Raw genomic sequence first — 23,517 nt, 5'->3', positions numbered from 1 at the left:
CGCATGAAACGGACTGGATAAAGAAAAAGCCCGCCTCGTTTTGCGAGAGCGGGCTTTTTCTTGAAATCTGGTCGGGCAATGTCCGGACGTTTAGTCGTCTTTTTTCTTGAGCGCTTCGCCAAGAATATCGCCAAGGCTGGCACCGGAATCGGTGGAACCAAACTGCTCGACAGCCTGTTTCTCTTCGGCCAACTGATGGGCTTTGATCGAGAAATTCGGCTTCTTGGAACGATCGAAGCCGGTAACCATCGCATCGACCTTCTGGCCAACCTGGAAACGATCAGGACGCTGCTCGTCACGGTCACGACCAAGGTCGGTCCGTTTGATGAAGCCGGTGGCACCGTCGTCGCCAACCTGCACTTCAAGACCGCCATCGCGAACTTCAAGCACGGTAACGGTGGTAACCGAACCTTTCTTGAGCCCGCCAGTGTCGGTTCCGCCAACTGCAGGTGCACCTTTTTCAAGCTGCTTCATGCCCAGTGAGATGCGCTCTTTCTCAACATCAATGTCGAGAACGATCGCTTTGACTTGCTCGCCCTTGTGGTGGAGGTTGAGCGCGTCTTCGCCGGAAATGCCCCATGCGATGTCAGACATGTGAACCATGCCGTCCACGTCGCCTTCAAGGCCGATGAACAGACCGAATTCGGTCGCGTTCTTAACTTCGCCTTCAACCGTGCTGCCAACAGGATGCGTATCCGCAAAGTCGGTCCATGGGTTGGACTGAGCCTGTTTGAGGCCCAGCGAAATGCGGCGTTTCTCGGTATCGACTTCCAGAACGATGACATCGACTTCCTGAGAGGTGGAGACGATTTTGCCAGGATGGACGTTTTTCTTGGTCCAGCTCATTTCGGAAACGTGGACAAGGCCTTCAATACCAGCTTCCAGTTCAACAAACGCACCATATTCGGTGATGTTGGTGACGGAACCAGACAATTTCGTGCCAACGGCATATTTTTCGGAAGCGGCTTCCCATGGATCGCTTTCGAGCTGTTTCATGCCCAAGGAAATACGCTGCGTATCTTTGTTGATCTTGATGATCTGAACTTTCAGCGTGTCACCGATATTGATCATTTCATTCGGGTGATTGACCCGTTTGTAGCTGAGGTCCGTGACGTGGAGCAGGCCATCAATGCCGCCCAGGTCAACAAACGCACCATAATCTGTGATATTTTTGACCACACCTTCGGTAACTTGACCTTCAGCCAGCGATTCGATCAGACCCGAACGCTGTTCTGCGCGCGTTTCTTCGAGGATCGCGCGGCGAGAAACAACGATGTTGCCACGCTTGCGGTCCATTTTCAGGATTTGGAAAGGCTGTGAAATGTCCATAAGTGGAGTCACGTCACGCACGGGGCGGACATCAACCTGACTGCCGGGCAGGAAGGCTACGGCGCCGTCAAGATCGACGGTGAAGCCGCCTTTGACGCGTCCGAAGATAATACCGTCAACGCGGTTGCCTTCGTCATATTCTTTTTCAAGCTTGTCCCAGGAAGCTTCGCGGCGGGCGCGGTCGCGGGACAGCATGGCTTCGCCGTTCACATTTTCGATACGGTCGACATAAACTTCGACTTCATCACCAACGTTGAGTTCGGCTTTTTGACCGGGAGCAGCGAATTCGCGCAGCGCCACACGGCCTTCTGATTTCAATCCTACATCGATGACAGCCATGTCATTTTCGATGCCGACAACGGTGCCTTTGACCACGCGGCCTTCAAAGCCTTGATCTTCACCGCCAATTGATTCGTTTAATAGTGCCGCGAAATCGTCGCGACTGGGAAATGCCGTAGAGGCCATATAAGAGTTCCTTAATAGTCATTTTTTCGGGCCAAGCGGTTGGTTCCGCTGGTCTTGGACCAAAACATGATTGCCACCGCATGTGACAGCCATATCCCCCAGAAAACTACCATAATCTGGAGACACAAAGGGGAAGCCGAAACAGAAAAAGCTGCGCCATAGCCGGAGCGGCGATAAACCGTTCCGTCTGGCACATCATCTTTTTGCTATGCCGGATCTTTGTCGCGCCGGCGGCTTATCTTCGCGTCCACCAAGGCAATTGCCTGTTGAACGGCGTCGCCTATAGTCAAATCGGTCGTATCAAGCAAGTCCGCATCTTCCGCGGGCTTGAGCGGTGCGGTGATGCGACTGCGGTCGCGTTCGTCCCGTTTCAGGATATCGGCGAGGATATCATCAAAGTTCACCTTCTCTCCGCGGCGTTTCATTTCTTCGAAACGACGGACCGCGCGGGCCTCGGATGAAGCCGTTACAAACAGCTTCACATCGGCATCGGGAGCGATGATTGTACCGATATCACGACCATCCAGGACCGCGCCCGCCGGTTGATAGGCAAAATCCTTCTGGCGCTTGTCCAGCGCCCGGCGTACTTCCGGATGGACCGAAACACGGCTCGCGAGGCCACCGACGGCCTCACTGCGCAAGCCCGGCTCATTGAGCAACGCACCATCAAATATGCAGGCCTTAAGCGCATGCTCCGGGTTATCAGCGTTTCCGCGCTGTTCCCGCAAAGTCCAGCCGACCGCGCGATAAAGTAGGCCGGTGTCAAGAAAGGGCAGGGCAAAATGCTTCGCCAGCTCTTTGGAGATCGTGCCTTTACCCGAGGCAGTGGGGCCATCGACAGCGATGATCATGGCCTCTGCCCCGCGTGCCCCTGATAGGCTTTCCATAGACCGCCCAAGGCGATACCGATCCAGACAATTTCGAGCAGTAACGATGCAAGGTTGAAATGCACCATCAATGACAGTGTGAGCAGAAGCGCTCCGATCAGGTTCGTGCCGTTATAAATGAAAGGGTTCACGCTTCGGGCATAGACATTGTAAGCATATGCCGAAACAATCAATATACTGCCCAATATGCCGATCACGTTGGCGGAGAAATCATCCAGCATCAGGATGCCAGCGTCTTCATGAGGTCAGCAAAGCCAGGAAAACTTGTTTCAACAGGGGCGATATCATCTATCGTCAGTCCTGAAGCAGTCGCCAGACCCGCCACGGCAAAGCTCATTGCGATCCGGTGGTCAAGAGCCGTCTCGATCGCAGGCATGTTGGTACCGCCGGGCAATGGTGCACCTCCGCTACCGATGATCGCTAGCCCGTCTTCTTTTTCCGCAAGCTCGACACCAATGATGCGCAGACCCTCTGCCATTTGTTTCAGGCGATCGGATTCCTTGACGCGCAGTTCATGCAGGCCGCTAGTCGTCGTTGTTCCTTCTGCCAGCGCTGCGGCGATAAACAGGATCGGAAATTCATCAATCATGCTGGGCGCGATATCCGCCGGAACATTAATACCGTTCAGCTTGCTATGTTTTACATGAATATCAGCAACCGGCTCGCCGCCAACGGTGCGCTTTTTCTTGAAGCTGATATCGCCGCCCATCTGCTGCAATATGGTGAACAAGCCAGCGCGGGTCGGATTGATGCCGACATTCTCGACCACAATATCTGATCCGGGAACCAGCAATGCGGCCACGACCGGAAAAGCCGCAGAGGAAGGATCTCCGGGGACCTTGATCTTTTGCGGTGATAGTTCGGCCTCACCGGCAAGCGTAATAATCCGGTTGCTATCCTTGTCCATTTCCACCGTCAGATCAGCGCCAAAGCCTTTCAACATGGTTTCGCTGTGATCGCGGGTCGGAACCGGTTCGATCACGCGCGTAACACCTGGCATATTCAAACCGGCGAGCAGGATCGCCGATTTGACCTGTGCGGATGCTACCGGCAGGCGATATTCCAACGGAACTGCCGGGCACAGGCCGCGGACGGTAAGCGGCAAACACGCTTTGCCATCCGAAGACATCCGTGCGGTGAATTCTGCACCCATCGCAGAGAGCGGTTCAATCACGCGGCCCATTGGTCGCTTGGAAAGGCTGGCGTCACCGGTGAAGGTCACACTGATATCATGAGAAGCGACCAGCCCCATAAGCAGTCGCACCGAGGTTCCGCTATTGCCAAGGTCAATGGCGGTTTCGGGCTGCATTAACCCACCAACGCCGACACCGTGCACCGTCCAGACGTCACCCTTTTTTTCGATCGTGGCGCCCATGGCGCGCAACGCGGCGGCGGTGGCCAGAACATCCTCACCCTCCAGCAAGCCGGTAATTTGGCTCTTGCCGATGGCGAGGGCAGAGAGAATCAGTGAGCGGTGGGAAATGGATTTATCGCCCGGCACCATGATTTGGCCGGTCAAAGGGCCACTGGGCTTGAATGAAGCCGGTTTGGCCACCATTATCGTCTGATCTGTCGGTTTGCTGGTCATTTATGGGCTTTATAATGCAGTCGCACGCGCTTGTTTCGCGGTTGATTCGTTTCAGGATGTGAAACGGCTTTTGACAGCGCGGCTCAGCTATGGCAAGGCGCGGCCCGATTGATTGATCGAATCCGTAATTCTTCGGAGCGGTCATTATATATTACTGACAAATAAGGATTTGGAACCAGCCATGGTGAAGCCAGAATGGGGCACGAAGAGAACATGCCCAAAATGCGGAACACGTTTTTACGACTTGGGCAAAGAAGACCCGGTCAATTGCATCGAATGTGGTGAGACATGGACGCCGGAACCAAGCTTGAAATCCAAACAGCCAATGCCGTTTGAAGAAGCGCCCAAGAAAGACGCGAAGAAAGGAGATGAAGTCGCGGATGATGATCTGGATATCAACATTGACGACGATGAGCCTTCGCCAGATAATGAAGTCGACCTGGGCGGCGATGACGATCTGGGGGTCACCAAAGGCAAAGGTGACGACGACGATAACGCCGAAACTTGATTTTGATACGTGCAGGCTCCATTTGGGGCTTGCAATAAGCGGCGCGCTTGGATTAAACGCGCCGCATAAGGGGCCTTAGCTCAGCTGGGAGAGCGCTTCGCTGGCAGCGAAGAGGTCAGCGGTTCGATCCCGCTAGGCTCCACCAACCTTCGCTCGCTGCGCGAGCTTCGGCTGGCAGGCCAATCTTTTGTTACCTAACATTGTTGAGTTATTTGCTTTTGCGAGCCAAGGTTGCCCGCCGTAGCCTTGGCGAAGGAGGGCCTTACCTGCGATGCATTACGTTTATATTCTCCAAAGCGTTGAGCATCCAGACCAGCATTACACTGGTCTGACCGACAATGTGACCGGTCGGTTGAAAGAGCATAATTCCGGAAAATCGAAACATACGGCAAAATACAAACCCTGGAAGATCATCTCTTCCCATTATTTCGAGAATGAAGATACCGCATTGGCGTCTGAAAAATATCTGAAATCCGGATCAGGGCGAGCCTTTTCGCAGAAGAGATTGCGTTAGTTGATGACCAATTCCCCAACCTCCTATGACGCGATCATCCTCGGTGCCGGTGGCGCTGGATTGATGTGTGCGGCTGTCGCCGGTCAACGGGGCCGCAAGGTGCTGCTGATCGATCATGCCGATCAGCCGGGCAAGAAAATCCTTATCTCCGGCGGCGGGCGTTGTAATTTCACCAATATTGATACTGCACCGGACCGTTATCTTTCTGCCAACATGCATTTCGCCAAGTCGGCGCTGAGCCGCTACACGGCGCAGGATTTCATCGCACTGGTGAACGGTTATGACATTGCCTGGCATGAAAAGACCCTTGGCCAGCTATTTTGTGATGGTTCGGCCAAGCAAATTGTCGCGATGCTGATGGATGAATGTCCGGCCGAGACGGTAACCGTCTCGCTCGGGCAATCGATCACTGATATCCGCCATGGCGATGGCACCTATCAAGTCGACTATGGCAATCAGTCGGCGACCTCGCCGTCCCTGGTAATTGCAACCGGCGGACCCTCAATTCCAAAAATGGGTGCCACCAGTTTCGCTTACGACATTGCGCGGCAATTCGGCCTGAAAGTCGTTGAGCCTCGCCCTGCGTTGGTACCGCTCACCCTTGGCGGAGAAGAAACCCTGTTCCGTTCACTGTCTGGCGTATCGGCGCCGATTATTGCCCGTTGCGGCAAGACTGCGTTTCGTGAAGCGGCGTTGTTCACCCATAAAGGTCTGTCCGGTCCGGCAATTTTGCAAATATCCTCCTACTGGCGGCACGGCGAACCTGTGAACGTTGATTTCTTGCCAGATCTAAAGCCCGACTGGTTGACGCAATTGAAACGGGAAAAACCACGTATTTCGCTTGGCAAGGCGGTCAATGATCATTTGCCAGCTCGCCTCTCTGAAACCCTTTTGGACCGGATCGCCCTGTCCGGAGATCTGGGCAATCTCGCTGACCGCAAACTCGATGAAGCATCCCGGCGATTGTCCAATTGGCGCTTCATGCCCAATGGCACCGAAGGCTATGCGAAGGCGGAAGTCACCGCCGGCGGTATCAGTACGGCGGATTTATCCTCGAAAAATATGGAAGCTAGGCAAATGCCGGGACTCTATGCTATTGGCGAGGCCGTTGATGTCACCGGCTGGCTCGGTGGCTATAATTTTCAATGGGCTTGGGCGAGCGGCTGGGCCGCTGCGCAAACTCTTTAGACAAACGATATAGTATCACCGACCGCAGGCGATTGGCATTTCCGCGCGGCTTTCAATCTTTGCCACGGACATTTGAATATGCCTTTCTCCTCAGTATCTCCGCTTCTTGCCGAAGCGCTTGCAAACCGCGAATATGCGAAACCAACGGCAGTGCAGGCTGCAGTGCTCGAACCGGAAACCGAAGGTCGCGACCTTATTGTTTCTGCCCAAACAGGTTCCGGAAAGACGGTTGCCTTTGGCCTAGCCATGGCACCGCAGCTTTTGGATGACAATGGACGGTTCCCGTTTCTGGTAGAGCCGCTCGCTTTGGTGATTGCACCGACGCGCGAATTGGCTTTGCAGGTCAGCCGCGAGCTCAAATGGCTTTATGAGCCTGCCGGTGTGCAGATTGCGACCTGTGTTGGCGGGATGGATGCTTCCAAGGAACGTCGGACGCTGCGGCGCGGTGCCCATGTTATTGTTGGGACACCGGGCCGTTTGCGGGACCATCTTGAACGCGGCGCGCTCGACCTAAGTAAGCTGCGCGCAGCAGTGCTCGATGAAGCCGATGAGATGCTCGACATGGGTTTTCGCGAGGATCTTGAAGAAATACTCGACGCGACCGCAGAAGACCGCCGAACTTTGCTATTTTCGGCAACTATACCAAAGCCGATTATCAATCTTGCCAAGCGTTATCAAAATGACGCGATGCGCATTTCTACCGTCGGCGAGGATCGCGGCCATGGTGATATTGCCTATCAGGCGATTACGGTCGCACCAGCTGATACGGAAAATGCGGTGGTGAACCTGTTGCGTTTTCATGAAGCGGAATCGGCAATGCTCTTTTGTGGCACGCGGGAAGCTGTGCGCCGTCTTCATACCAGTTTGGTCGATCGTGGTTTCAGTGCCGTGGCGCTATCTGGCGAACATACGCAGGCAGAACGTAACCAGGCGATGCAGGCGCTGCGTAGCAAGCGAGCCCGCGTTTGTGTTGCAACCGATGTCGCGGCTCGTGGCCTTGATCTGCCAACGCTTAGCTTAGTAATTCATGTCGAAATTCCCCGTGATGCAGAGACATTGCAGCATCGTTCCGGACGGACGGGCCGTGCCGGTAAAAAAGGTACAGCGGTTATCATCGTACCTTATCAGCGGCGTAAACGCGTTGAATCCATGTTGCGCGGTGCGAAAATTAACGCCGAATGGAAAGATGCACCGACAAGGGCAGATATCCGGAAAAATGATGCCGAGCGTCTGATCGAAACCTTGCTTCAGCCGGTTGAAATTGACGAGGATGATCTCGAACTGGCCAAACGCTTGATGGCGGAAAAAACGGCGGAAGAAATCGCAGCGATGTTGGTGCAATCCCATCGCGCAAAAATGCCTGCGCCGGAACAGATGCTGGACCGAGGCGCCCAGTCACAACCTGCACCTGGGGGACCGCGACCGGGATTTGAAGATACCGTCTGGTTCAAGATGAATGTTGGCCATAATCAACGTGCCGATGCGCGCTGGATTTTACCGGTGCTGTGCCGCCGAGGCCATATTACGAAGAATGAAATCGGTGCGATCCGGATTAACGGCGACGATACACTGTTCGAGATTCCTCGCCGGGTGGTTGATAAATTTACCAAAGCGATTGCGGAGAAACGCGAAACTGGTGGTGACGATACAGATGATATCAATATCACCCAGTTTGAAGGGACACCGCGCGAAGCAGCCAAGCGCAATCGCAAAGGCGGGCGCCGTGACAATGCCGGTGGCGGCCGGGACTACAGCAATGCCAGCAAAAAATTCGGTGGCAAGAAGTTTGGAGCGAAGAAATTCGGCGACCGCAAAGGTGCCGGAAAATCTGGGGGCGGAAAACCAGAAGGCCGGGATTTTGGCGGCAAAAAGAAATATGGCAATAAGTCTGATGATGGCGGTAAGCCCTATGTAAAGCGCAAAACTGCCGGTGACCGAGAAAGCGGTAGCGAAGGCGGCAACAAACGTGAATTTGGTGATGGTTTCAAAAAGAAATCTGATTTCAAGGGTGATCGTAAACCCGGTTCCAAGGGCGATTTCGGCGGCAAAAAGAAAAAACCCCATCGCGGAAAGCGGCCGTTTAAGGGTAAGGGTGGAAGCGACTAAGCCAATCTATGACTGACGCTATCCAGATATTTGTCGATGCCGATGCATGTCCAGTAAAGGATGAGATTTACAAGGTCGTCTACCGCCTTGAAGTACCGGTGGTCATTGTAAGCAACAGTCATTTCCGCGTACCGCAGCATCCGTTGGTCAGCCGTGTGGTGGTAAGTGACGCGTTTGATGCCGCTGATGACTATATTGCGGAGCGTGCATCGGAAAAAACGGTGGTGATCACGTCGGATATTTTGCTGGCTGATCGCTGCGTCAAGGCTGGATCAGTGGTTATTGCTTCCAATGGAAAGCCGTTTACCGCTGATTCCATTGGAGCCGCTGTAGCAACGAGGGCGATCATGGCCGACTTGCGCGCCGGTATGGGCACAGAGAATATCGGCGGTCCGCCGCCATTCACCAAAGCTGATCGGTCAAAATTTCTGTCGTCTCTGGATGAGGCGCTGATGCGTCTAAAGCGTGGCGCTTAGTCTACGGTAACCTGAAATGTCAGGGCATAGCCCTCTGCGGGCCCCAGGCTGGCTGCAGTTGCAGTAAGAACCGCTCCGCTGATTGATGCACCAAAGGGATCATTCTCGTCAGCACCACTATTGTCATCGTCTTCAGCGGTTGCCGCTGAACCACAGTTGCTCCCGCTTTGCATCGACGCCGCAGTATAGGTTAAATTTCCCGGGATCGTATCGGTTGCACTTATCGACGAAGCGGTGGCGCTACCGGCATTGGAGATCAATATGCAATATTGAATGGTTGCACCGGGAATGGATTTCGGGTCGGTGGTGCCGTTGACGGGGTCGCTGATTACGCTGCTGATCTTGGTAACGCTCAATGTTGTTGTCGGATTGCAGAGGTTAATGTCGTGAATGGATATCGCCTGACCGTCGGGATTGGCAGGTGCCGTGCTGGCGTTGCCATATTCAATCGTGATCGTGTCAACGGGTGACGAAAATGTGACGACGACATTACCATTGGCTGAATCTGAATTGGACCCACCGTCACCAATAGCAACATTTCCCACGACATAATTGACCACACCATTGGTTAATGTCGGCATCACCGCAGCGCCGTCAAAACTGCCGGTAACGGTCAATTTGTCGGCAAAATCATTGGCGGCAAAGTCAATGTCAAAAACGGTGAATTGCGCGCTGGGAACCGCGGTTGGCAAGGTGATCACTGTTGTCGCAACCTGTGTACGGTTATCAAATTGCAGGTTCTGGTAGAGCGATTGTTCAGTGGTCGCCAATCCGCCCGTATTATTATTGTTATCTTCCGGGGATCCATCATCATAAGTACCGCCCGTATTACTGAGCGCGAAATTTATGGTCCCAATATTGGTTACAGCATAGCTATTATTCAATGTGCCGGATGTCCAGGTGACACCGGCTGCGTTCCAATCGAACAGGGTCTGATTGGCGATCGGACAAATAGAATTGAAATTCGGTGGGGTGCCGGCGGTTCGTGTGCCCTGCACTGTGAAGCTGGCGCTATCATCATCATCCTCATTGGTGCTGCCATTACCGGGTGTACTATCCGTATCGAAATTGGTCTGCGAAAAAACCTCTGCGAAATTGGTAATCGTTACGCCGGCTGGTGCTGTCACCGTTCCGGTAATCGAGATCGATAGGGTTTGTCCCGAAGCAATATTGGGGACTGTCCATAAATTCGTGCCGGTGGAGTACGACCCAAAGCCGGTAGCACCGGTAAAGCTGAAGCCGGCTGGCAGTATATCTTGAACCAGTACGTTGGTCTCTGCGACTGGCCCATTATTAGTCAGATTGAGGGTATAGTTGATTGTGCTTCCGTTTACCGGCGTTGTGTTGCTCACGGATTTAGAAAGCGACAGGTCGGAGATGGGCGTCCCGGCCGCTTGAAAAGTGAAGTCGGATAAGCCGATATACTGAGCGGGTCCCGATGGGTCGCCAGGCTCATCTTGTCCGAAATGATAGGTAATACGAACACGCTGCACCGAGATCGCACCAAAATCGACTGAGATATTGCCGTTGGTGCCAAATTGATTGCCTGCTGATCCGGTCCCATGGAAGCCTTGTACACCAGATAAGGTCGTTGTTCCGACGACGCTTCCCAGAGAGAATGTTGCCGGTACGCTGCGGATATTCAACCAAGTACCACTGCCGGTATCATATTCGATCGTTACGCCATCATGGCGTGGGCTGGTTGCACGGTCGACATGATCTACGACAAAGGCTAAATTGGTCACATTGGCATCAAACGTATAGATGGTCTCGAAACGATCATCCGGATCGAATGTATCATTATCCATTGTGTAAAGCAGTGTGCCGGTTTGCGATCCAATGGTCCCATTGAAATAATTGACCATCTCGGTGCCGTAATTGTTGGTAAACGGACCACCGTCGGTAATTTGCTGATGCGTAATCGTAACTGTCCGCGGACCAGCTGTTACCGATGCTCCTGATGGCACGCCCTGAAAGCTGCCGAGTCCCAAATTGGTCCAATCGGCGGTAAAGGTCTGGGCCATCGCGTTGGTTGGACTGAACAGTAAGAAGAGTGCCGCAAGGGCGCACGCCACTGATTGCGCCGCCTTGAGGCGGAGGCCAGATCGATCAGATCCCAGATGTAAAAACCCCAAATTCATCGTGCGGCATTAGACAAATAGCCTAAATATTTAGTAAAAATTTCATCCAACAAATGCGGTTAACGAGATTTTACAATCACTGGAATTGGCTACTAAATTTATGATTTAGAACAGTTTAAAAATACTGATCAACCCCAATCGCCACGCCCGGCCATCCACAGGCTTATCGCAGCAATAGCGGCTGTTTCGGCACGCAAAATCCGGGGCCCGAGTGAGATCGGCACAGATTGGGGCAGGGCGCGGATCGCTGCATTTTCGGCATCAGAAAAACCACCTTCGGGACCAATTAATATGGCCGCGGGGCCGCCATTTGCGACCAGGGCCTTGCGAAAACTACCCTCGCCGCTTTCATGGATACGTTCGTCGGCAAAAAACAGATGGCGATCCGCTGGCCAATTTTGGAGTAACGCATCCAATCTAATCAGCCTGTCCAGCATAGGTAGAGCGGTGCGCTCGCATTGTTCAGCCGCTTCGATCATATGTGCCCGTAATTTGTCCGGTTTGATCTGCACATTCTGAGTTCGTTCGGTCTGCACCGGGATCATTTTTGCAATGCCCAGTTCGGTGGCTTTTTCAGCAATCCAGTTATAACGGTCCTTTTTGATCGGGGCAGCAATCAACCAGAGGTCGGGTGCAATATCTCGCTCTCGCGTTTTTCCATCAATAAGTAAGATGAGATCGCGTTTGCCGAGCATCGTGACATGCGCCAGATATTCACCTGTTCGATTGTCGAAAAATTTCACTGGCTGACCCTGTTGAATCCGCATGACCTTCAACAAATAATGCGCATGGTTGCCATCCAGTCGGATTTCGGCGCCCTCGCTGAGTTCGGTATCAACATAAAGACGCGGGGCGCTATGCGGCGGGTAAGCAGGTTTGGCGGGCATATATAATTTGGTCCGTTAGTGATCAGCCTGTCGAACAACGGTTTTCGACCGATTTTCTCCGATGAAAAACGCCCTTCGACAAGTTCAGGACTAACGGTATAGAGCCCATATGTCATCCGATCTTCATCCCAATGTCCCTGACACCGAATATCGCGGTTTGATCGGCCTGTTGCCGGCCGTTGCCCGCCCTTATGCGGTGCTTGCCCGTCTTGATCGCCCGATTGGCTGGTGGCTGCTCTTCTGGCCTTGCGCCTGGGGTGTCGCATTGGCTGGTGGTGCGGTGCAGCGTTGGGATTTGCTGCTCTGGTTGCTCTTGGGTTCTATTGCGATGCGCGGCGCGGGCTGCGTTTATAATGATATTGTTGACCGAGACCTCGATAAAAAGGTTGAGCGTACCCGCTCACGGCCTTTGGCCAGTGGAGTTGTATCGCCAAAAGCAGCCTGGATATGGCTGGGAATTTTATGTCTGATCGGATTGGCAACATGGCTTCAACTCAATCTGACGGCCAAACTCATCGCGCTCGCCAGCCTCGCCTTGGTAGCCGGCTATCCCTTTATGAAGCGGATCACTTGGTGGCCACAGGCCTGGCTTGGTATGGTTTTTTCATGGGGTGCGTTGGTTGGATGGTTGGCGATAGAAGCCGGTTTTTCATGGGCGATGCTGTTGCTCTATGCTGGATCAATATTCTGGGTGATCGGATTTGACACGGTTTACGCCCTGCAGGATCGAGAGGATGATGCGTTGGTGGGTATCCGGTCAAGCGCGCTCAGGCTTGGCGATAATGTGCGTTTTGGTGTGCTGGTTTTCTATTGTCTGGCGCTGGCCTGTTGGGCCGGTGCATTCTGGATCGTGCGACCGCAGGCTTTGGGTCTGGTTGCACTGACACCGCTGGCACTCCATTTATTGTGGCAAGTGAGCACATTGAATAGCCGCGACGGCGACGATGCGCTGGCCAAATTCCGATCCAATCGGTTTGCCGGTTTCCTTATGTTTCTTGCCTGTCTGGTGCTCGGGCAGGCAGGCTAGAGCAAATCTCTTTCCGATTTCGTTACATTGCCTCTTGCAACCTATGCAGATTCTGGCATCTTTAACTGCATAGTTAAAAGCACCAACCATCCCGGAGAGCCTGAATGAAACGACGCCGTCTCGGCAAAAGCGCCTTGCATGTTTCTGATATATGCATGGGCACGATGACATTTGGCACTGGCGCTGATGAAGCCATGTCGCATAAGATCATGGATCAATCGCTGGATGCTGGGATCAATTTTTTCGATACCGCTGAAATTTACCCTGTGCCGCCAAAGCTCGAATATGCCGGGCGTACAGAAGAAATTGTTGGCCGCTGGTTGAAAGATAAAGACCGCGATTCGATTATATTGGCAACAAAAGTGGCTGGTCCCAGCGGTGGTTGGTTTCAAGCTGCCGTGCGTCAGGGCAACACCGCACTCGACCGCCACAATATCGTCAAGGCGCTGGATGACAGCCTCAAGCGTCTCGGGACAGACTATATTGATCTGTACCAGACCCACTGGCCAGATCATGGCACCGCCTATGACGAGACTATGGAAGTGCTCGACGATCAAATCCGCGCGGGTAAAATTCGGGCTATTGGATGTTCCAATGAAACCAGTTGGGGATTGATGAAATCGCTTGAAGCATCTGAGCGCCTCGGCGTCACCCGCTACTGCACGATCCAGAATAATTTCAGCATGAACAATCGCCGTTTCGAAGATGAACTGGCGCAGGTCTGCAAAAAGGAAGGTGTCAGTCTGATCCCTTATTCGCCGCTTGCAGGCGGTGTTTTGTCTGGCAAATATAATGATGGAGCAAAGCCGGAGGGCGCACGTTTCTCGGCTTATCTTGCGATGGAAGGCAAGCGACAGTTTAAAATGGCGCAACGCTTTGTGAACGAGAAAAGTATCGCATCGACCGAGCGGTTTATGGGCATCGCCGAAGAAGCAGGGATTGCCCCGGTTACTCTCGCAACCGCGTGGTCCAAGCAACATGATTTTGTCGCTTCCACGATTGTTGGCGCAACGCACACGGACCAGTTGCCTGACATTTTTGCTGCGAGTGAACTGGTGCTCGGTGATGAGGTTATGAAGGCGGTCGACAAAGTGACGAAAGACATTCTCTATCCGATGGGCTGATGGGGCCAAGCTAATCAACGAAAGATAAATCTATGAACCGTTTTCTCCAGCATACCGGCGCGAAATATCCGATTGTGCAGGCCCCGATGGGCTGGATTGCCCGCTCACAACTGGCGTCTGCCGTTTGCAATGCAGGTGGTTTGGGTATTATCGAGACATCATCCGGTGAAACGGAAAATTGCTTGGCGGAAATCGCCAAGATGAGCGATCTGACTGATGCGCCTTTTGGCGTGAACCTGCCGATTATGTTTCTGAAAGATCCGGCGATTCTGGACCATATTTGCGGTTCGGGTGTGAAGTTTGTGACGACGTCTGCCGGGAGCCCAGCCAAATTTATCGGGCCGCTGAAAGAAGCCGGGATTACCGTCTATCATGCCGTGCCAACGGTTGATGCCGCGATGAAATGCGTGGAGGCTGGCATTGACGGTCTGGTGGTTGAAGGGGCAGAAGGTGGCGGTTTCAAGAATCCCGAAGAAGTGTCCACTCTGGTCCTGCTTCAGGCGATCCGTCGTCAATCCGACATTCCGATGGTCGCAGCCGGCGGTATTGCGGATGGCAAGGGTATGGCAGCGGCCTTCGCGCTGGGAGCTGAGGCGGTCCAGATGGGGACGCGTTTCGTATCCAGTGCGGAAAGCCCGGTGCATCACAACTATAAACAGGCGATATTGGATGCGAAGGAAACTGGCACCTATGTCCTGAACAAGAAAGCCACGCCCTGCATTCGCGCTTTGAAGACCGAGCGCACAGCGAAAATCTATGAAGACGGCCTGATGCCGCCCGATACGTTCAAGGGCATATTGGACGTCTATTTTGGCGGCGATATGGAGGCCGCCGTCGGCCTTGCTGGACAATCATCCGGTTTGATTGACGAAGTGAAAACTGCCAAACAGATTATCGACGAAACGGTGAAAGAGTTTTTCACCATTACTGAGCGTATGAGCGCCCTGAACGCATCCAAAAGTTTTTAAACCCAACCCTATATAGATAAGGAAATCCCAAATGAGCATCGACAACGCAAAGCAACTATTCACCACGGTAACCGATGATGGAAAACTCGTTCTATCGATTGAGCCTTATGCCGTGCCAGACTTGGAAGACCATCAAGTGGTTGTGGAGATGGAAGCAGTGCCGATTAATCCATCGGATCTCGGCTTGCTGCTCAGCCCAGCACAAATGGATACGGTGCGCTCCGAAACGGTGGACGGGCATCCAGCACTTGTTGCTGATGTCGATCCCGCAATGATGCGTATTTTCGCAGGCCGTAAAGGCAAAAAACTTCCCGCAGGTAACGAAGGCGCGGGCAAGGTTGTCGCCGCCGGTGCATCAGACGCAGCACAGGCATTGCTTGGCAAAACTGTCACCATTGTCGGCGGCGAAATGTATCGCACCCACCGGGTGATGCCAGCGATGATGTGTGTCCCGCTCCCCGAAGGCGCAGCGGCCAAAGAAGGCGCGTCGCTGTTCGTCAATCCGATGACTGCGCAGGGTTTTATCAACACGATGAAAGCCGAAGGCCATGAAGGTCTGGTGCATACGGCTGCAGCGTCCAATCTTGGGCAGATGCTGGCGAAACTTTGTGTGAAAGATAACATCCCCTTGGTCGCCATTGTCCGGTCGGATGCGCAGAAGAAAATCCTCACTGATCTCGGCGTCACCCATGTGCTGGACAGCAGCAAAGATGACTTCATGCCGAGCCTGGTCGATGCGTTGGCTGAAACCGGTGCAACTTTAGGCTTTGATGCCATTGGTGGCGGGAAGCTCGCGAGCTATATCCTCACAGCGATGGAACAGGCGGCTGCCAAACGCGGGGCAGAGTTCAGCGTCTATGGGTCTACCGTGCACAAGCAAGTCTATATCTATGGCCGCCTCGATACCGGTGAAACCATTTTAGGCGGCGGACTGGGTCTCTATTGGGGCGTTGGCGGTTGGCTGCTCACCCCGCATCTCGAGCAGGTCGGCATGGAGCGCATGATGGAAATGCGCATGTACTCGGTCGAAGAGCGCAACGGCATATTCAACAGTGAATATTCAAGCGAGATTTCGCTGCTGGATATGATCAATCCGGAAATTGCCAAAGGCTATGAGAAGAAGGCGACCGGCGAGAAGGTGCTGGTGAATCCTAGCCTCTAAGAAAACTCACGACACTTAAACTCGTCATCCTGAACTAGATTTGGGATGACGAGGATGTTATCTTAGCTTTTCGCGCAGTTCCTCATTCTCCGCCGTCAAGCGAGCGATCTCATCCTGCAGCGGCTTGGCAGCAAGATCGACCATATCTTTCGTGAAGCGCGGGACGATATGTTGCGGGCAGTTCCAGTCGTAGGATTCCAGCGTGAGGGTCATCAACCGCTCGGGCTCACCCGGATAGTCTGTATCGATGATTCTCTCAGCCAGCTGCGGGTTCTCGTCCAGCTTATGCACTGTCATATGCGCGAGCAATTTCAATCGCTTGCGCCGCGGATAGTCGACCATGAACAAGGCTACCCGGTCATCGGCCTTCACGTTGCCAAGGCTGATGTACTGCCTATTCCCTTGAAAATCGGCAAAGCCCAGCGTCTTGTCATCCAGCACCTTCAGAAAGCCAGGCGGACCACCGCGATGTTGAACATAGGGCCAGCCATTTTCTGAAACGCTGGCCATGTAAAAGCTGTCGCGAGCGGAAATAAAGGCTGCCGCGCGTTCGTCAAAATAATCAAAGCGGCGGTCGCCGGGAAAGTCTTCCCACTGTTCGCGTGCGCCATTTTCAGACTGGGCTTCGCGAACGCTATCCGTCGTCAGCATATCGAGAAATTTATAAGCCATGATTTGTCTCCACGGCCCGGTTCGGGCCGCCACCGTGAAAGGTTACGCGCTGGCGGCCCGGATGGGAAGGTCTCCCCGATCAAGCGTAGCTAACTATCTCAAACTCAATGCCGTTCCAGTCGAAAAAATAGAATCGTCGGCCGGGATCATAGTCATCATGGCCGAAAGGTTCCAATCCCGCCGCGACAACCTTTGCTTCGACAGAATCCAGATCATCAACCATCATCGCGACATGATTCATCGGTTCGCCTTTGCGAAATTTGGGATCGGCAGCCTGCACATCTTTATTGGAATAGAGCGCGAGATACTGATCATCACTCCCCACGTGGATCGTGTGGCCACCCAACATTGATGGCCCCTCCCACCGGATATGCCACCCAAACAGGTCGCGCATCAGGTCGGCGGACCGCTGCGGGTCGCTCACTGTCATGTTCACATGTTCCAGAATTGCATTTGTCATTTTTCATTTCCTTTTCCTTGGTTGTTGTTTGAAATTCGCCATGGGGGGAAACGGCGATTGTCGCCGCCGTAAAAGAGGCACAAGGCGTTGCCAGCTGGATCGCGCAGACGCGCCTCGCGCCAGCCCCAGTTTTGATCCGTGGGTTGGGTATCAAACACGATACCTTTCGCCTCCAGAGCCAAAACGTCCGCATCGAGAGTGTCGGTTTCGAAATAAATCATCCCACTCGGCTCGGAGACTTGATCCACAGCATGAATGGAAAAAGTCTCACCGGTATCCGTCTCAAAACGTGCATAGCGGGGCGGGGCATCGACAATCTGCACTAGGCCCAGCGTTTGAAAAAATCGGACGGAACTGTCATAATCGAGACATCCGACGGTCACCTGGTTCAGTTTCATATTCTCTGTACCTCGCATAAATATAGGCTTTTACTGGAACATTTCCGTCCCTACTTGCGATTCGTACAACCTCAAGTTAAGTTGAGGTCAAGCTAATTATTTGGATGGATGCGTTCATGCCTGACAATAAGTCATTGACCATTGGTGCGCTGGCGGCGCGGACCGGCCTGTCTGTCTCCGCAATCCGTTTTTACGAGGACAAGGGACTGGTCGAACCGTTTCGCTCCAGCGGTGGCCAGCGGCGGTTTTTGCGTTCGGATATCAGACGCCTGTCTTTCGTCCTTATCGCGCAGCAGCTGGGACTGAGTATCAGCGAGATTGAGCGGCAATTGTCTCGACTGCCGCACGGCCGCACGCCAACACAGGCCGACTGGACCCGGATTAGCAAAGCGATGCGCAAGGTGATTGACGCACGGATCGTGGAACTCGAACGGACGCGGGAGCGGCTAGACGGGTGCATTGGTTGCGGTTGTCTGAGCCTGAAGAAATGCCAGCTCTACAATCCGGAAGACCGGGTGGGATTGAAAGGGCCGGGACCGCGATTGGTTCTTGGGGATTGATGGATATTGTTAGTCTTTCCAATGTCCGCCGCATCCCGAAAGCGGACATTGTGCTGGTTTATCTATGAGCTATCACGGTCTTTTCTATAGTTGGAACTGCCTCAGACTACACTCTTATCGTAACCACCCACACCACATAGAATCTTGTATTATTCACCTGGATTGCTCTACGCTGAAAGTCAGCTAGTCTAGATGCCGGGCTCTAACCGCCAGGTTCTTGTTTGAAGGCTGGATCACCAATTTGGGGTTATTCAATGGGAAGATATCTGGCACCGCTGTTCGGGCTTGCGGCCATATTACTTGTTGGCTGGTATGGCTATCGCGCCTTCGTTCAGGAAGAAATCCCACTTCCGCTTGCAGAAACCGCCGAAGCAGCGTCTCAGGATCGATTGCCAACTGAGCCCAGCGACTGGCAGGGCAAGATTGACTATCTCAGCCTCGATCGACGCATCGCAGCACTCGCCGCACGTCCTGAAATGGCAGGGTTGGCTGTCGCAATTGTCGAAGATGGTGAGATTCGCTTTGTGCAAACCTATGGCGTAACCGACAAACGCAGCGGTGAGCAGGTAACGCCGCAGACGGTTTTCCGCTGGGCCTCGGTATCAAAAGGCGTGGCAGGTTCACTCGCGGCAAAACTATCGGAAGAAGATGGGCTTGATCTGGACGCTACACTGAACCGCTGGCAGACGTCGCTCATGCTTCCCGGAGAAGCTATGTCACGGATAACGCTGGCTCAGCTTATGTCGCACCAGACTGGACTCACGAAAAATGCATATGACCGCAAACTCGAGGATGGCGAAAGCCCGGGGCTGCTCCGTAAACAACTAGGAACTGCGCCGCTACAGTGCATACCCGGCACCTGCCATAGCTATCAGAATATTGCATTTGATACCGCCAGCGAGATTTTGGGACAGGCGGCGGGTACCATGTATGACGACGCTGCCAAGACGCAATTATTTGAACCGCTGGGTATGGAGAGTGCGCAGTTCGGTATGATCGGTCTAACCGGCGCTGACAGCTGGGCGCGACCGCATCACGGTGATGAAGTACGAACCCTTGTGGAATCATATTGGCGTCTCCCCGCTGCAGCCGGTGTTAATAGCAATATTGTGGATATGGCGCGCTGGCTTCGTGCGCAGTTGGGCGCAAATGAGGACGTTCTTTCGGGCATGACCCTGGAACGGGCTCATAGTCCGCTGGTCGAAACCGGAAGGGTTTATGGCGGCGATCTCGCCCGTGCCCTGAATGAGCCATCCTACGGACTGGGTTGGCGCAATTTTACCTATGAGGGTCGGCGATTGATCGGACATAGTGGAGCGGTGGATGGATATCGCGCGACGATTATATTTGATCCTGCGGCCCGCACAGGCGTGGCTGCGATGTGGAACAGCGGGTGGGGGGCACCCTTTAAGATACCGTTTGCCGCACTTGATAGCTATTATGGCAAGTCCGCAAATGACCAATCTGCAAAGGACTGGCTCGACTTGTCCGATTTGCCACTTCCCGAACCTTTACCACCCTCGTTTTCCGACAACCAGCCTGTTTCCTAGTGTCCCCTTTGCACCCTTAGCAGACACTGCTCCGCATTCACTCCGCGGCCAGCAATTCTTCCGCAGCATCCAGATCCACGGAAACCAGTTGCGAAATTCCGCGTTCGATCATCGTCACACCGAACAATCGGTGCATCCGACTCATCGTCACTGCATTGTGGGTCACGATCAAATAGCGTGTGTTAGTCTCTGCAACCATCTTGTCGAGCAAGTCGCAAAAGCGCTCAATATTCGCATCATCCAGCGGGGCATCAACCTCGTCGAGTACGCAGATCGGAGCCGGATTGGTCAGGAACAAGCCAAAGATCAGCGCAACCGCGGTCAATGCCTGTTCGCCGCCAGAAAGCAGAGTCAAAGATGTCAGCTTCTTACCTGGTGGTTGTGCCATGATCTCAAGGCCGGCTTCCAGTGGATCATCGCTATCGACCAGTTCAAGATGCGCTTTGCCGCCGTCAAACAAGGTTGTGAAAAGCCGCTGGAAATGCTGATCTACTTCTTCAAACGCTGCGAGTAGCCGTTGCCGCCCTTCGCGGTTGAGGCTGCCTATCGAACCGCGCAGCTGATTGATCGCCTCGTTCAGCTCTTCGCTTTCCTTGGTGGATTTTTCCCATTCGGTCTCGAGCTCTTCCAGTTCATCAGCAGCAACCAGATTGACCGGGCCGATGCGTTCGCGGCTGAGCGTCAGCCGTTCCAGTTCTGCTGACTCCAGAGTGGCATCACCAACCGTCGCTTCATCAAACTCACACTTTTCGGACAGCATTTGCGGCGGACATTCAAATTTCTCGCCTGAAATCCGACCCATCTCAACCCGGCGCAGGTCCTGATTCTCTGCGCGAGCTTTCGCTCCGGCCCGTTCTTCGCGTGCCTGACTCAGTGCCTCGCTCGTTGTATTAAGTCGGTCTTCGTGATCGCGCTGTGCCAATTCGGCCGTTTGCTGCGCGCCATCCTTTTCAGCGACCACAGCATTGAGGGCATCCTGCTGCTCCTGCAGCTTCGCCACTTCTACTTCAATGACACGCGGACGGTCCGCCAGTTTCTCCACCTCGGCTTCAATCGCCGCACCGCGCTTGCTCATCTCGGCCATCCGGGTGGCGGCTTCGCTGGAGCGATCTTGCCAGGATTTAATCTGTGCAGCAGCAACCGCCTTCTGCTCTTTCACCTGCGCGAGCTTTTGGTCCAGCCCGGACAATGCAGCTTGCGAGGACATGACTTGCTGCCGTGCCGCATCGCGCTGATCCTGCAGGGCCGCGCGTGCGCTTTCCTGTGCTGCGCCGTCTGGCTGGCTGGTGCGTTCCTTCTGTGCCAACTCCAGGTCGGCCAGTGCCGCTGCGGCTTCCTCTCTGAGAGCCGTTTCCCGTTCCGACAGGCTGGCCGTGCGTTTTTGCAGCCAACTCAAGGCTTCTTCAGCCTGATCCGCCTCGCGCAATGCCTGGCGCAACACATCCTCTGCCTCGCGACGGGCTAAACGTGCGTCTGCAAGCTGTTGCTCCGCTTTGGCAATCGCTTCCTGCTCGTCATGCAAAGCGGTTTCCGCCGCGGCAACTTTTCCTTCAGCCGGGCCCAGCACGCCGGTCAATTCCGTCAAGCGGTTGGCCCGCACCAACCGTTCTGCACTGGCATTGCCATCATCGCGAGCGACAAACCCATCCCAGCGGCGCAAAGCTCCTGCTTTGGTGACCAGTCTTTGACCAACCGCCAGGGATTGACCTTGATCATCATCCCCGACAAAAATTTGTGACAGCCGACTGTGGAGTTCCTGCGGCGCTTCGACATGGTCGAGCAATGTTTCGGTGCCGCTTGGAGCTTTCCCGGAAACGGGAGCACTGCCGCCGCCCCAGAAACGGTCGCCATCTTCACCAACCGAGGCCAGTAAATCGTCACCTAAAGCCGCTGCCAAAGCGCGCTCGAAGCCGGGCTTTGCGGTGATCTGATCGATTGCTTTATGATCGCTTTCGCCCTTGGAAAGTTCTCGTTCCAAAGCGCTATGCTCGGATTTTAGACCCGCCAGTTCGGCTTTCAACGAGGCAAGGGCGGACTCCGCCAGATCGCGCGCTTCGCTGGCCGCCAGCCGCTCTTCTTCCCGTTCAGCAATCTGCGATCCGCTGTGATCCGCCTGTTTCTGGGCGGCTTCCCGCGCAGCAATAGCATCGGCAAGGGTGGTTTTCAATTCTCCCTCATCGCCCATTTCAGCGCGCTCTTCTGCCAGCCGCTCGAGCTCTATGGCGAGACGATCCTGCCGGGCCTGCGCAGCATCCAAGGCCGCATCGGCCACCTTGATCTCAGCCTGAATCCGTGCCTCCTCGGCGACGGCTTTCGCCAATTCCACTTCACTATCGCTCGCAGCGCGTTCTGCCTTTTCTGCCCGTTTCTCAAGCTCGGGGCGCTCCGCTTCCAACTGGGCGAGCTCAATTGTGAGCCTTTTGTCATCCTCTTCCAGACGAGACAGGGCCTCCATTGCGTCGCGGGTCAGTTGATCCTCGCGTGCATTGTCATCCTTGATCCGCTGCGCCTGTGCCTGGAGGTCCAGCAATCGTGATTTCAGATTGTCGCGCTCATTGGTCAGTGAGAGGAGACGATGGCTAGATTCGCTGGCTTCCTCGCGTGCTCTGGTGAGATCCGCGCGTAATATGCCCAGCGTCCTGGCACTTTCATTTTGTGCCTTCACGGCGGACTGCTGAGCATTTTGTGCGGCGTTGACCTTGGCTTCCGCTGCCTCGGCTTCGGCCTTTGCAGCATCAGCTGCTGCCGCTGCTTCCTTCCAGCGCGCAAAGATCAGGCGCGCTTCAACAGTCGTAATCTGGCCGCTGAGCTTTTTATAGCGTTCTGCCTGTTTCGCTTGGCGCCGCAAGGCCGAGGCCCGCTGTTCCATATCGCCAAGAATATCGTCGAGCCGGGCGAGATTTTTCTCGGCTGCCCGTAGTTTTTGCTCGGCATCTTTCCGACGTACATGCAGCCCGGCAATACCGGCTGCTTCTTCCAGCATTTCACGTCGGTCGGTTGGTTTGGAAGAGATCACATTGCTGATCTTCCCCTGACTGACCAAAGCGGGACTATGTGCTCCGGTTGCGGCATCGGCAAAGATCAGCGCAACGTCCTTGGCACGGACATCGGTGCCATTAGCGCGATATGCACTGCCGGCGCCGCGTTCGATGCGCCGGACAATTTCGAGTTCGCTGTCATTGTCGCCGACATGGAGTGAAGAAACGTCATCGGTTTCCCGCTCGGCATGCAAGGCGACCTCGGCAAATTGCCGTTCCGGACGATCCTGCGTTCCGGCGAAAATTACATCTTCCATCCCGCCTCCGCGCATGGATTTGGGAGAGTTTTCGCCCATAACCCAACGGATCGCTTCAAGCAGGTTCGACTTGCCGCAACCGTTGGGGCCGACCACGCCGGTCAGCCCTTTTTCGATCCGCAGCTCGGTGGGGTCGACAAAGCTCTTGAAGCCCGAAAGTTTGAGCTTCTTTATTTGCACGCAGGTTGCCCCGCTTGGCCGTTATCTCTCAC

Annotated in this window: 21 protein-coding genes and 1 tRNA gene; 12 read left to right on the top strand and 10 right to left on the bottom strand. The window is 54.3% G+C overall.

What is annotated here, in order from left to right; all coding sequences use genetic code 11:
• Positions 1-90 precede the first annotated feature (90 nt).
• The 4 genes from rpsA to aroA all read right to left on the bottom strand — a co-directional run bounded on the left by rpsA (position 91) and on the right by aroA (position 4,269).
• Positions 91-1,794 (bottom strand): 30S ribosomal protein S1, encoded by a 1,704-nt coding sequence (rpsA, locus tag DG177_RS08100; protein ID WP_108811016.1) that lies wholly within the window; start codon positions 1,792-1,794, stop codon positions 91-93.
• A 206-nt stretch (positions 1,795-2,000) separates the two neighbouring features.
• On the bottom strand, positions 2,001-2,645 hold the full coding sequence (cmk, locus tag DG177_RS08090; protein ID WP_108811014.1) for a (d)CMP kinase: 645 nt from the start codon (positions 2,643-2,645) through the stop codon (positions 2,001-2,003).
• On the bottom strand, positions 2,642-2,902 hold the full coding sequence (locus tag DG177_RS08085) for a CBU_0592 family membrane protein (RefSeq protein WP_108811013.1): 261 nt from the start codon (positions 2,900-2,902) through the stop codon (positions 2,642-2,644). The genes cmk and DG177_RS08085 overlap by 4 nt, the downstream gene beginning before the upstream one ends.
• A complete protein-coding gene (gene aroA / locus DG177_RS08080) occupies positions 2,902-4,269 on the bottom strand; it encodes a 3-phosphoshikimate 1-carboxyvinyltransferase (protein ID WP_108811012.1) in 1,368 nt (455 codons plus the stop codon). Before aroA ends, DG177_RS08085 begins: the two co-directional genes overlap by 1 nt.
• Positions 4,270-4,450: 181 nt before the next feature.
• Here aroA and DG177_RS08075 point away from each other — a divergent pair, with 181 nt between their 5' ends.
• From DG177_RS08075 to DG177_RS08050, 6 genes are all read left to right on the top strand, one after another.
• Positions 4,451-4,777 (top strand): TIGR02300 family protein, encoded by a 327-nt coding sequence (locus DG177_RS08075; protein ID WP_108812865.1) that lies wholly within the window; start codon positions 4,451-4,453, stop codon positions 4,775-4,777.
• 69 nt (positions 4,778-4,846) lie between these two features.
• Positions 4,847-4,922, top strand: a tRNA-Ala gene (locus DG177_RS08070).
• 126 nt (positions 4,923-5,048) lie between these two features.
• Positions 5,049-5,291 carry a GIY-YIG nuclease family protein gene (locus DG177_RS08065; protein WP_108811011.1) on the top strand — a complete coding sequence of 81 codons (243 nt, stop codon included), beginning with the start codon at positions 5,049-5,051 and terminating at the stop codon, positions 5,289-5,291.
• Positions 5,292-5,294: 3 nt separating this feature from the next.
• The gene (locus DG177_RS08060) at positions 5,295-6,479 is read left to right on the top strand and encodes an aminoacetone oxidase family FAD-binding enzyme (RefSeq protein WP_108811010.1); all 1,185 of its coding nucleotides are present in this window, start codon (positions 5,295-5,297) and stop codon (positions 6,477-6,479) included.
• A gap of 78 nt (positions 6,480-6,557) precedes the next feature.
• A complete protein-coding gene (locus tag DG177_RS08055; protein WP_108811009.1) occupies positions 6,558-8,585 on the top strand; it encodes a DEAD/DEAH box helicase in 2,028 nt (675 codons plus the stop codon).
• Between the two features lie 20 nt (positions 8,586-8,605).
• Positions 8,606-9,061, top strand: coding sequence for a YaiI/YqxD family protein (locus tag DG177_RS08050; RefSeq protein WP_108812864.1), 456 nt, complete (start codon positions 8,606-8,608; stop codon positions 9,059-9,061).
• On the opposite strand, the gene DG177_RS08045 is transcribed toward DG177_RS08050, so the two are convergent.
• Entirely contained in the window at positions 9,058-11,136 is a 2,079-nt protein-coding gene (locus DG177_RS08045) for a DUF11 domain-containing protein (RefSeq protein ID WP_337658639.1), read from the bottom strand. The genes DG177_RS08050 and DG177_RS08045 overlap by 4 nt on opposite strands.
• Before the next feature lie 194 nt (positions 11,137-11,330).
• Positions 11,331-12,089, bottom strand: coding sequence for a 16S rRNA (uracil(1498)-N(3))-methyltransferase (locus DG177_RS08040; RefSeq protein ID WP_108811007.1), 759 nt, complete (start codon positions 12,087-12,089; stop codon positions 11,331-11,333).
• Positions 12,090-12,198: 109 nt separating this feature from the next.
• Between DG177_RS08040 and ubiA the strand changes: the two genes are divergently transcribed.
• From ubiA to DG177_RS08020, 4 genes are all read left to right on the top strand, one after another.
• The gene (gene ubiA / locus DG177_RS08035; RefSeq protein WP_108811006.1) at positions 12,199-13,116 is read left to right on the top strand and encodes a 4-hydroxybenzoate octaprenyltransferase; all 918 of its coding nucleotides are present in this window, start codon (positions 12,199-12,201) and stop codon (positions 13,114-13,116) included.
• A 104-nt stretch (positions 13,117-13,220) separates the two neighbouring features.
• The gene (locus DG177_RS08030) at positions 13,221-14,240 is read left to right on the top strand and encodes an aldo/keto reductase (RefSeq protein WP_108811005.1); all 1,020 of its coding nucleotides are present in this window, start codon (positions 13,221-13,223) and stop codon (positions 14,238-14,240) included.
• Between the two features lie 32 nt (positions 14,241-14,272).
• On the top strand, positions 14,273-15,208 hold the full coding sequence (locus DG177_RS08025) for a nitronate monooxygenase (protein ID WP_108811004.1): 936 nt from the start codon (positions 14,273-14,275) through the stop codon (positions 15,206-15,208).
• Positions 15,209-15,239: 31 nt separating this feature from the next.
• Positions 15,240-16,370 carry an NADH oxidase gene (locus tag DG177_RS08020; RefSeq protein WP_108811003.1) on the top strand — a complete coding sequence of 377 codons (1,131 nt, stop codon included), beginning with the start codon at positions 15,240-15,242 and terminating at the stop codon, positions 16,368-16,370.
• A 57-nt stretch (positions 16,371-16,427) separates the two neighbouring features.
• On the opposite strand, the gene DG177_RS08015 is transcribed toward DG177_RS08020, so the two are convergent.
• The 3 genes from DG177_RS08015 to DG177_RS08005 form a co-directional block, all read right to left on the bottom strand.
• On the bottom strand, positions 16,428-17,042 hold the full coding sequence (locus DG177_RS08015; protein WP_108811002.1) for a pyridoxamine 5'-phosphate oxidase family protein: 615 nt from the start codon (positions 17,040-17,042) through the stop codon (positions 16,428-16,430).
• Positions 17,043-17,121: 79 nt separating this feature from the next.
• Positions 17,122-17,502 (bottom strand): VOC family protein, encoded by a 381-nt coding sequence (locus DG177_RS08010; RefSeq protein ID WP_108811001.1) that lies wholly within the window; start codon positions 17,500-17,502, stop codon positions 17,122-17,124.
• Positions 17,499-17,900 carry a VOC family protein gene (locus DG177_RS08005; protein ID WP_108812863.1) on the bottom strand — a complete coding sequence of 134 codons (402 nt, stop codon included), beginning with the start codon at positions 17,898-17,900 and terminating at the stop codon, positions 17,499-17,501. The genes DG177_RS08010 and DG177_RS08005 overlap by 4 nt, the downstream gene beginning before the upstream one ends.
• A gap of 116 nt (positions 17,901-18,016) precedes the next feature.
• On the opposite strand from DG177_RS08005, the gene soxR reads away from it, so the two are divergent.
• Both soxR and DG177_RS07995 read left to right on the top strand, forming a co-directional pair.
• Positions 18,017-18,460 carry a redox-sensitive transcriptional activator SoxR gene (gene soxR, locus DG177_RS08000; RefSeq protein ID WP_108812862.1) on the top strand — a complete coding sequence of 148 codons (444 nt, stop codon included), beginning with the start codon at positions 18,017-18,019 and terminating at the stop codon, positions 18,458-18,460.
• A 254-nt stretch (positions 18,461-18,714) separates the two neighbouring features.
• A complete protein-coding gene (locus DG177_RS07995) occupies positions 18,715-20,010 on the top strand; it encodes a serine hydrolase (protein WP_108811000.1) in 1,296 nt (431 codons plus the stop codon).
• 37 nt (positions 20,011-20,047) lie between these two features.
• On the opposite strand, the gene smc is transcribed toward DG177_RS07995, so the two are convergent.
• A complete protein-coding gene (smc, locus tag DG177_RS07990) occupies positions 20,048-23,485 on the bottom strand; it encodes a chromosome segregation protein SMC (protein WP_108810999.1) in 3,438 nt (1,145 codons plus the stop codon).
• Between the last annotated feature and the right edge of the window lie 32 nt (positions 23,486-23,517).

This window comes from Sphingorhabdus sp. Alg231-15, assembly GCF_900149705.1.
In the GTDB taxonomy this organism is placed as follows: Bacteria; Pseudomonadota; Alphaproteobacteria; order Sphingomonadales; family Sphingomonadaceae; genus Parasphingorhabdus.
Note: the sequence above shows the minus strand (reverse complement) of the source record. Positions and strands in the feature narration are given on the sequence as shown.

Coding starts and splice junctions, on each gene's coding strand:
- rpsA (WP_108811016.1), bottom strand. CDS start 1,794: ATGGCCTCTACGGCATTTCCCAGTCGCGACGATTTCGCGGCACTATTA.
- cmk (WP_108811014.1), bottom strand. CDS start 2,645: ATGATCATCGCTGTCGATGGCCCCACTGCCTCGGGTAAAGGCACGATC.
- DG177_RS08085 (WP_108811013.1), bottom strand. CDS start 2,902: ATGCTGGATGATTTCTCCGCCAACGTGATCGGCATATTGGGCAGTATA.
- aroA (WP_108811012.1), bottom strand. CDS start 4,269: ATGACCAGCAAACCGACAGATCAGACGATAATGGTGGCCAAACCGGCT.
- DG177_RS08075 (WP_108812865.1), top strand. CDS start 4,451: ATGGTGAAGCCAGAATGGGGCACGAAGAGAACATGCCCAAAATGCGGA.
- DG177_RS08065 (WP_108811011.1), top strand. CDS start 5,049: ATGCATTACGTTTATATTCTCCAAAGCGTTGAGCATCCAGACCAGCAT.
- DG177_RS08060 (WP_108811010.1), top strand. CDS start 5,295: ATGACCAATTCCCCAACCTCCTATGACGCGATCATCCTCGGTGCCGGT.
- DG177_RS08055 (WP_108811009.1), top strand. CDS start 6,558: ATGCCTTTCTCCTCAGTATCTCCGCTTCTTGCCGAAGCGCTTGCAAAC.
- DG177_RS08040 (WP_108811007.1), bottom strand. CDS start 12,089: ATGCCCGCCAAACCTGCTTACCCGCCGCATAGCGCCCCGCGTCTTTAT.
- ubiA (WP_108811006.1), top strand. CDS start 12,199: ATGTCATCCGATCTTCATCCCAATGTCCCTGACACCGAATATCGCGGT.
- DG177_RS08030 (WP_108811005.1), top strand. CDS start 13,221: ATGAAACGACGCCGTCTCGGCAAAAGCGCCTTGCATGTTTCTGATATA.
- DG177_RS08025 (WP_108811004.1), top strand. CDS start 14,273: ATGAACCGTTTTCTCCAGCATACCGGCGCGAAATATCCGATTGTGCAG.
- DG177_RS08020 (WP_108811003.1), top strand. CDS start 15,240: ATGAGCATCGACAACGCAAAGCAACTATTCACCACGGTAACCGATGAT.
- DG177_RS08015 (WP_108811002.1), bottom strand. CDS start 17,042: ATGGCTTATAAATTTCTCGATATGCTGACGACGGATAGCGTTCGCGAA.
- DG177_RS08010 (WP_108811001.1), bottom strand. CDS start 17,502: ATGACAAATGCAATTCTGGAACATGTGAACATGACAGTGAGCGACCCG.
- DG177_RS08005 (WP_108812863.1), bottom strand. CDS start 17,900: ATGAAACTGAACCAGGTGACCGTCGGATGTCTCGATTATGACAGTTCC.
- soxR (WP_108812862.1), top strand. CDS start 18,017: ATGCCTGACAATAAGTCATTGACCATTGGTGCGCTGGCGGCGCGGACC.
- DG177_RS07995 (WP_108811000.1), top strand. CDS start 18,715: ATGGGAAGATATCTGGCACCGCTGTTCGGGCTTGCGGCCATATTACTT.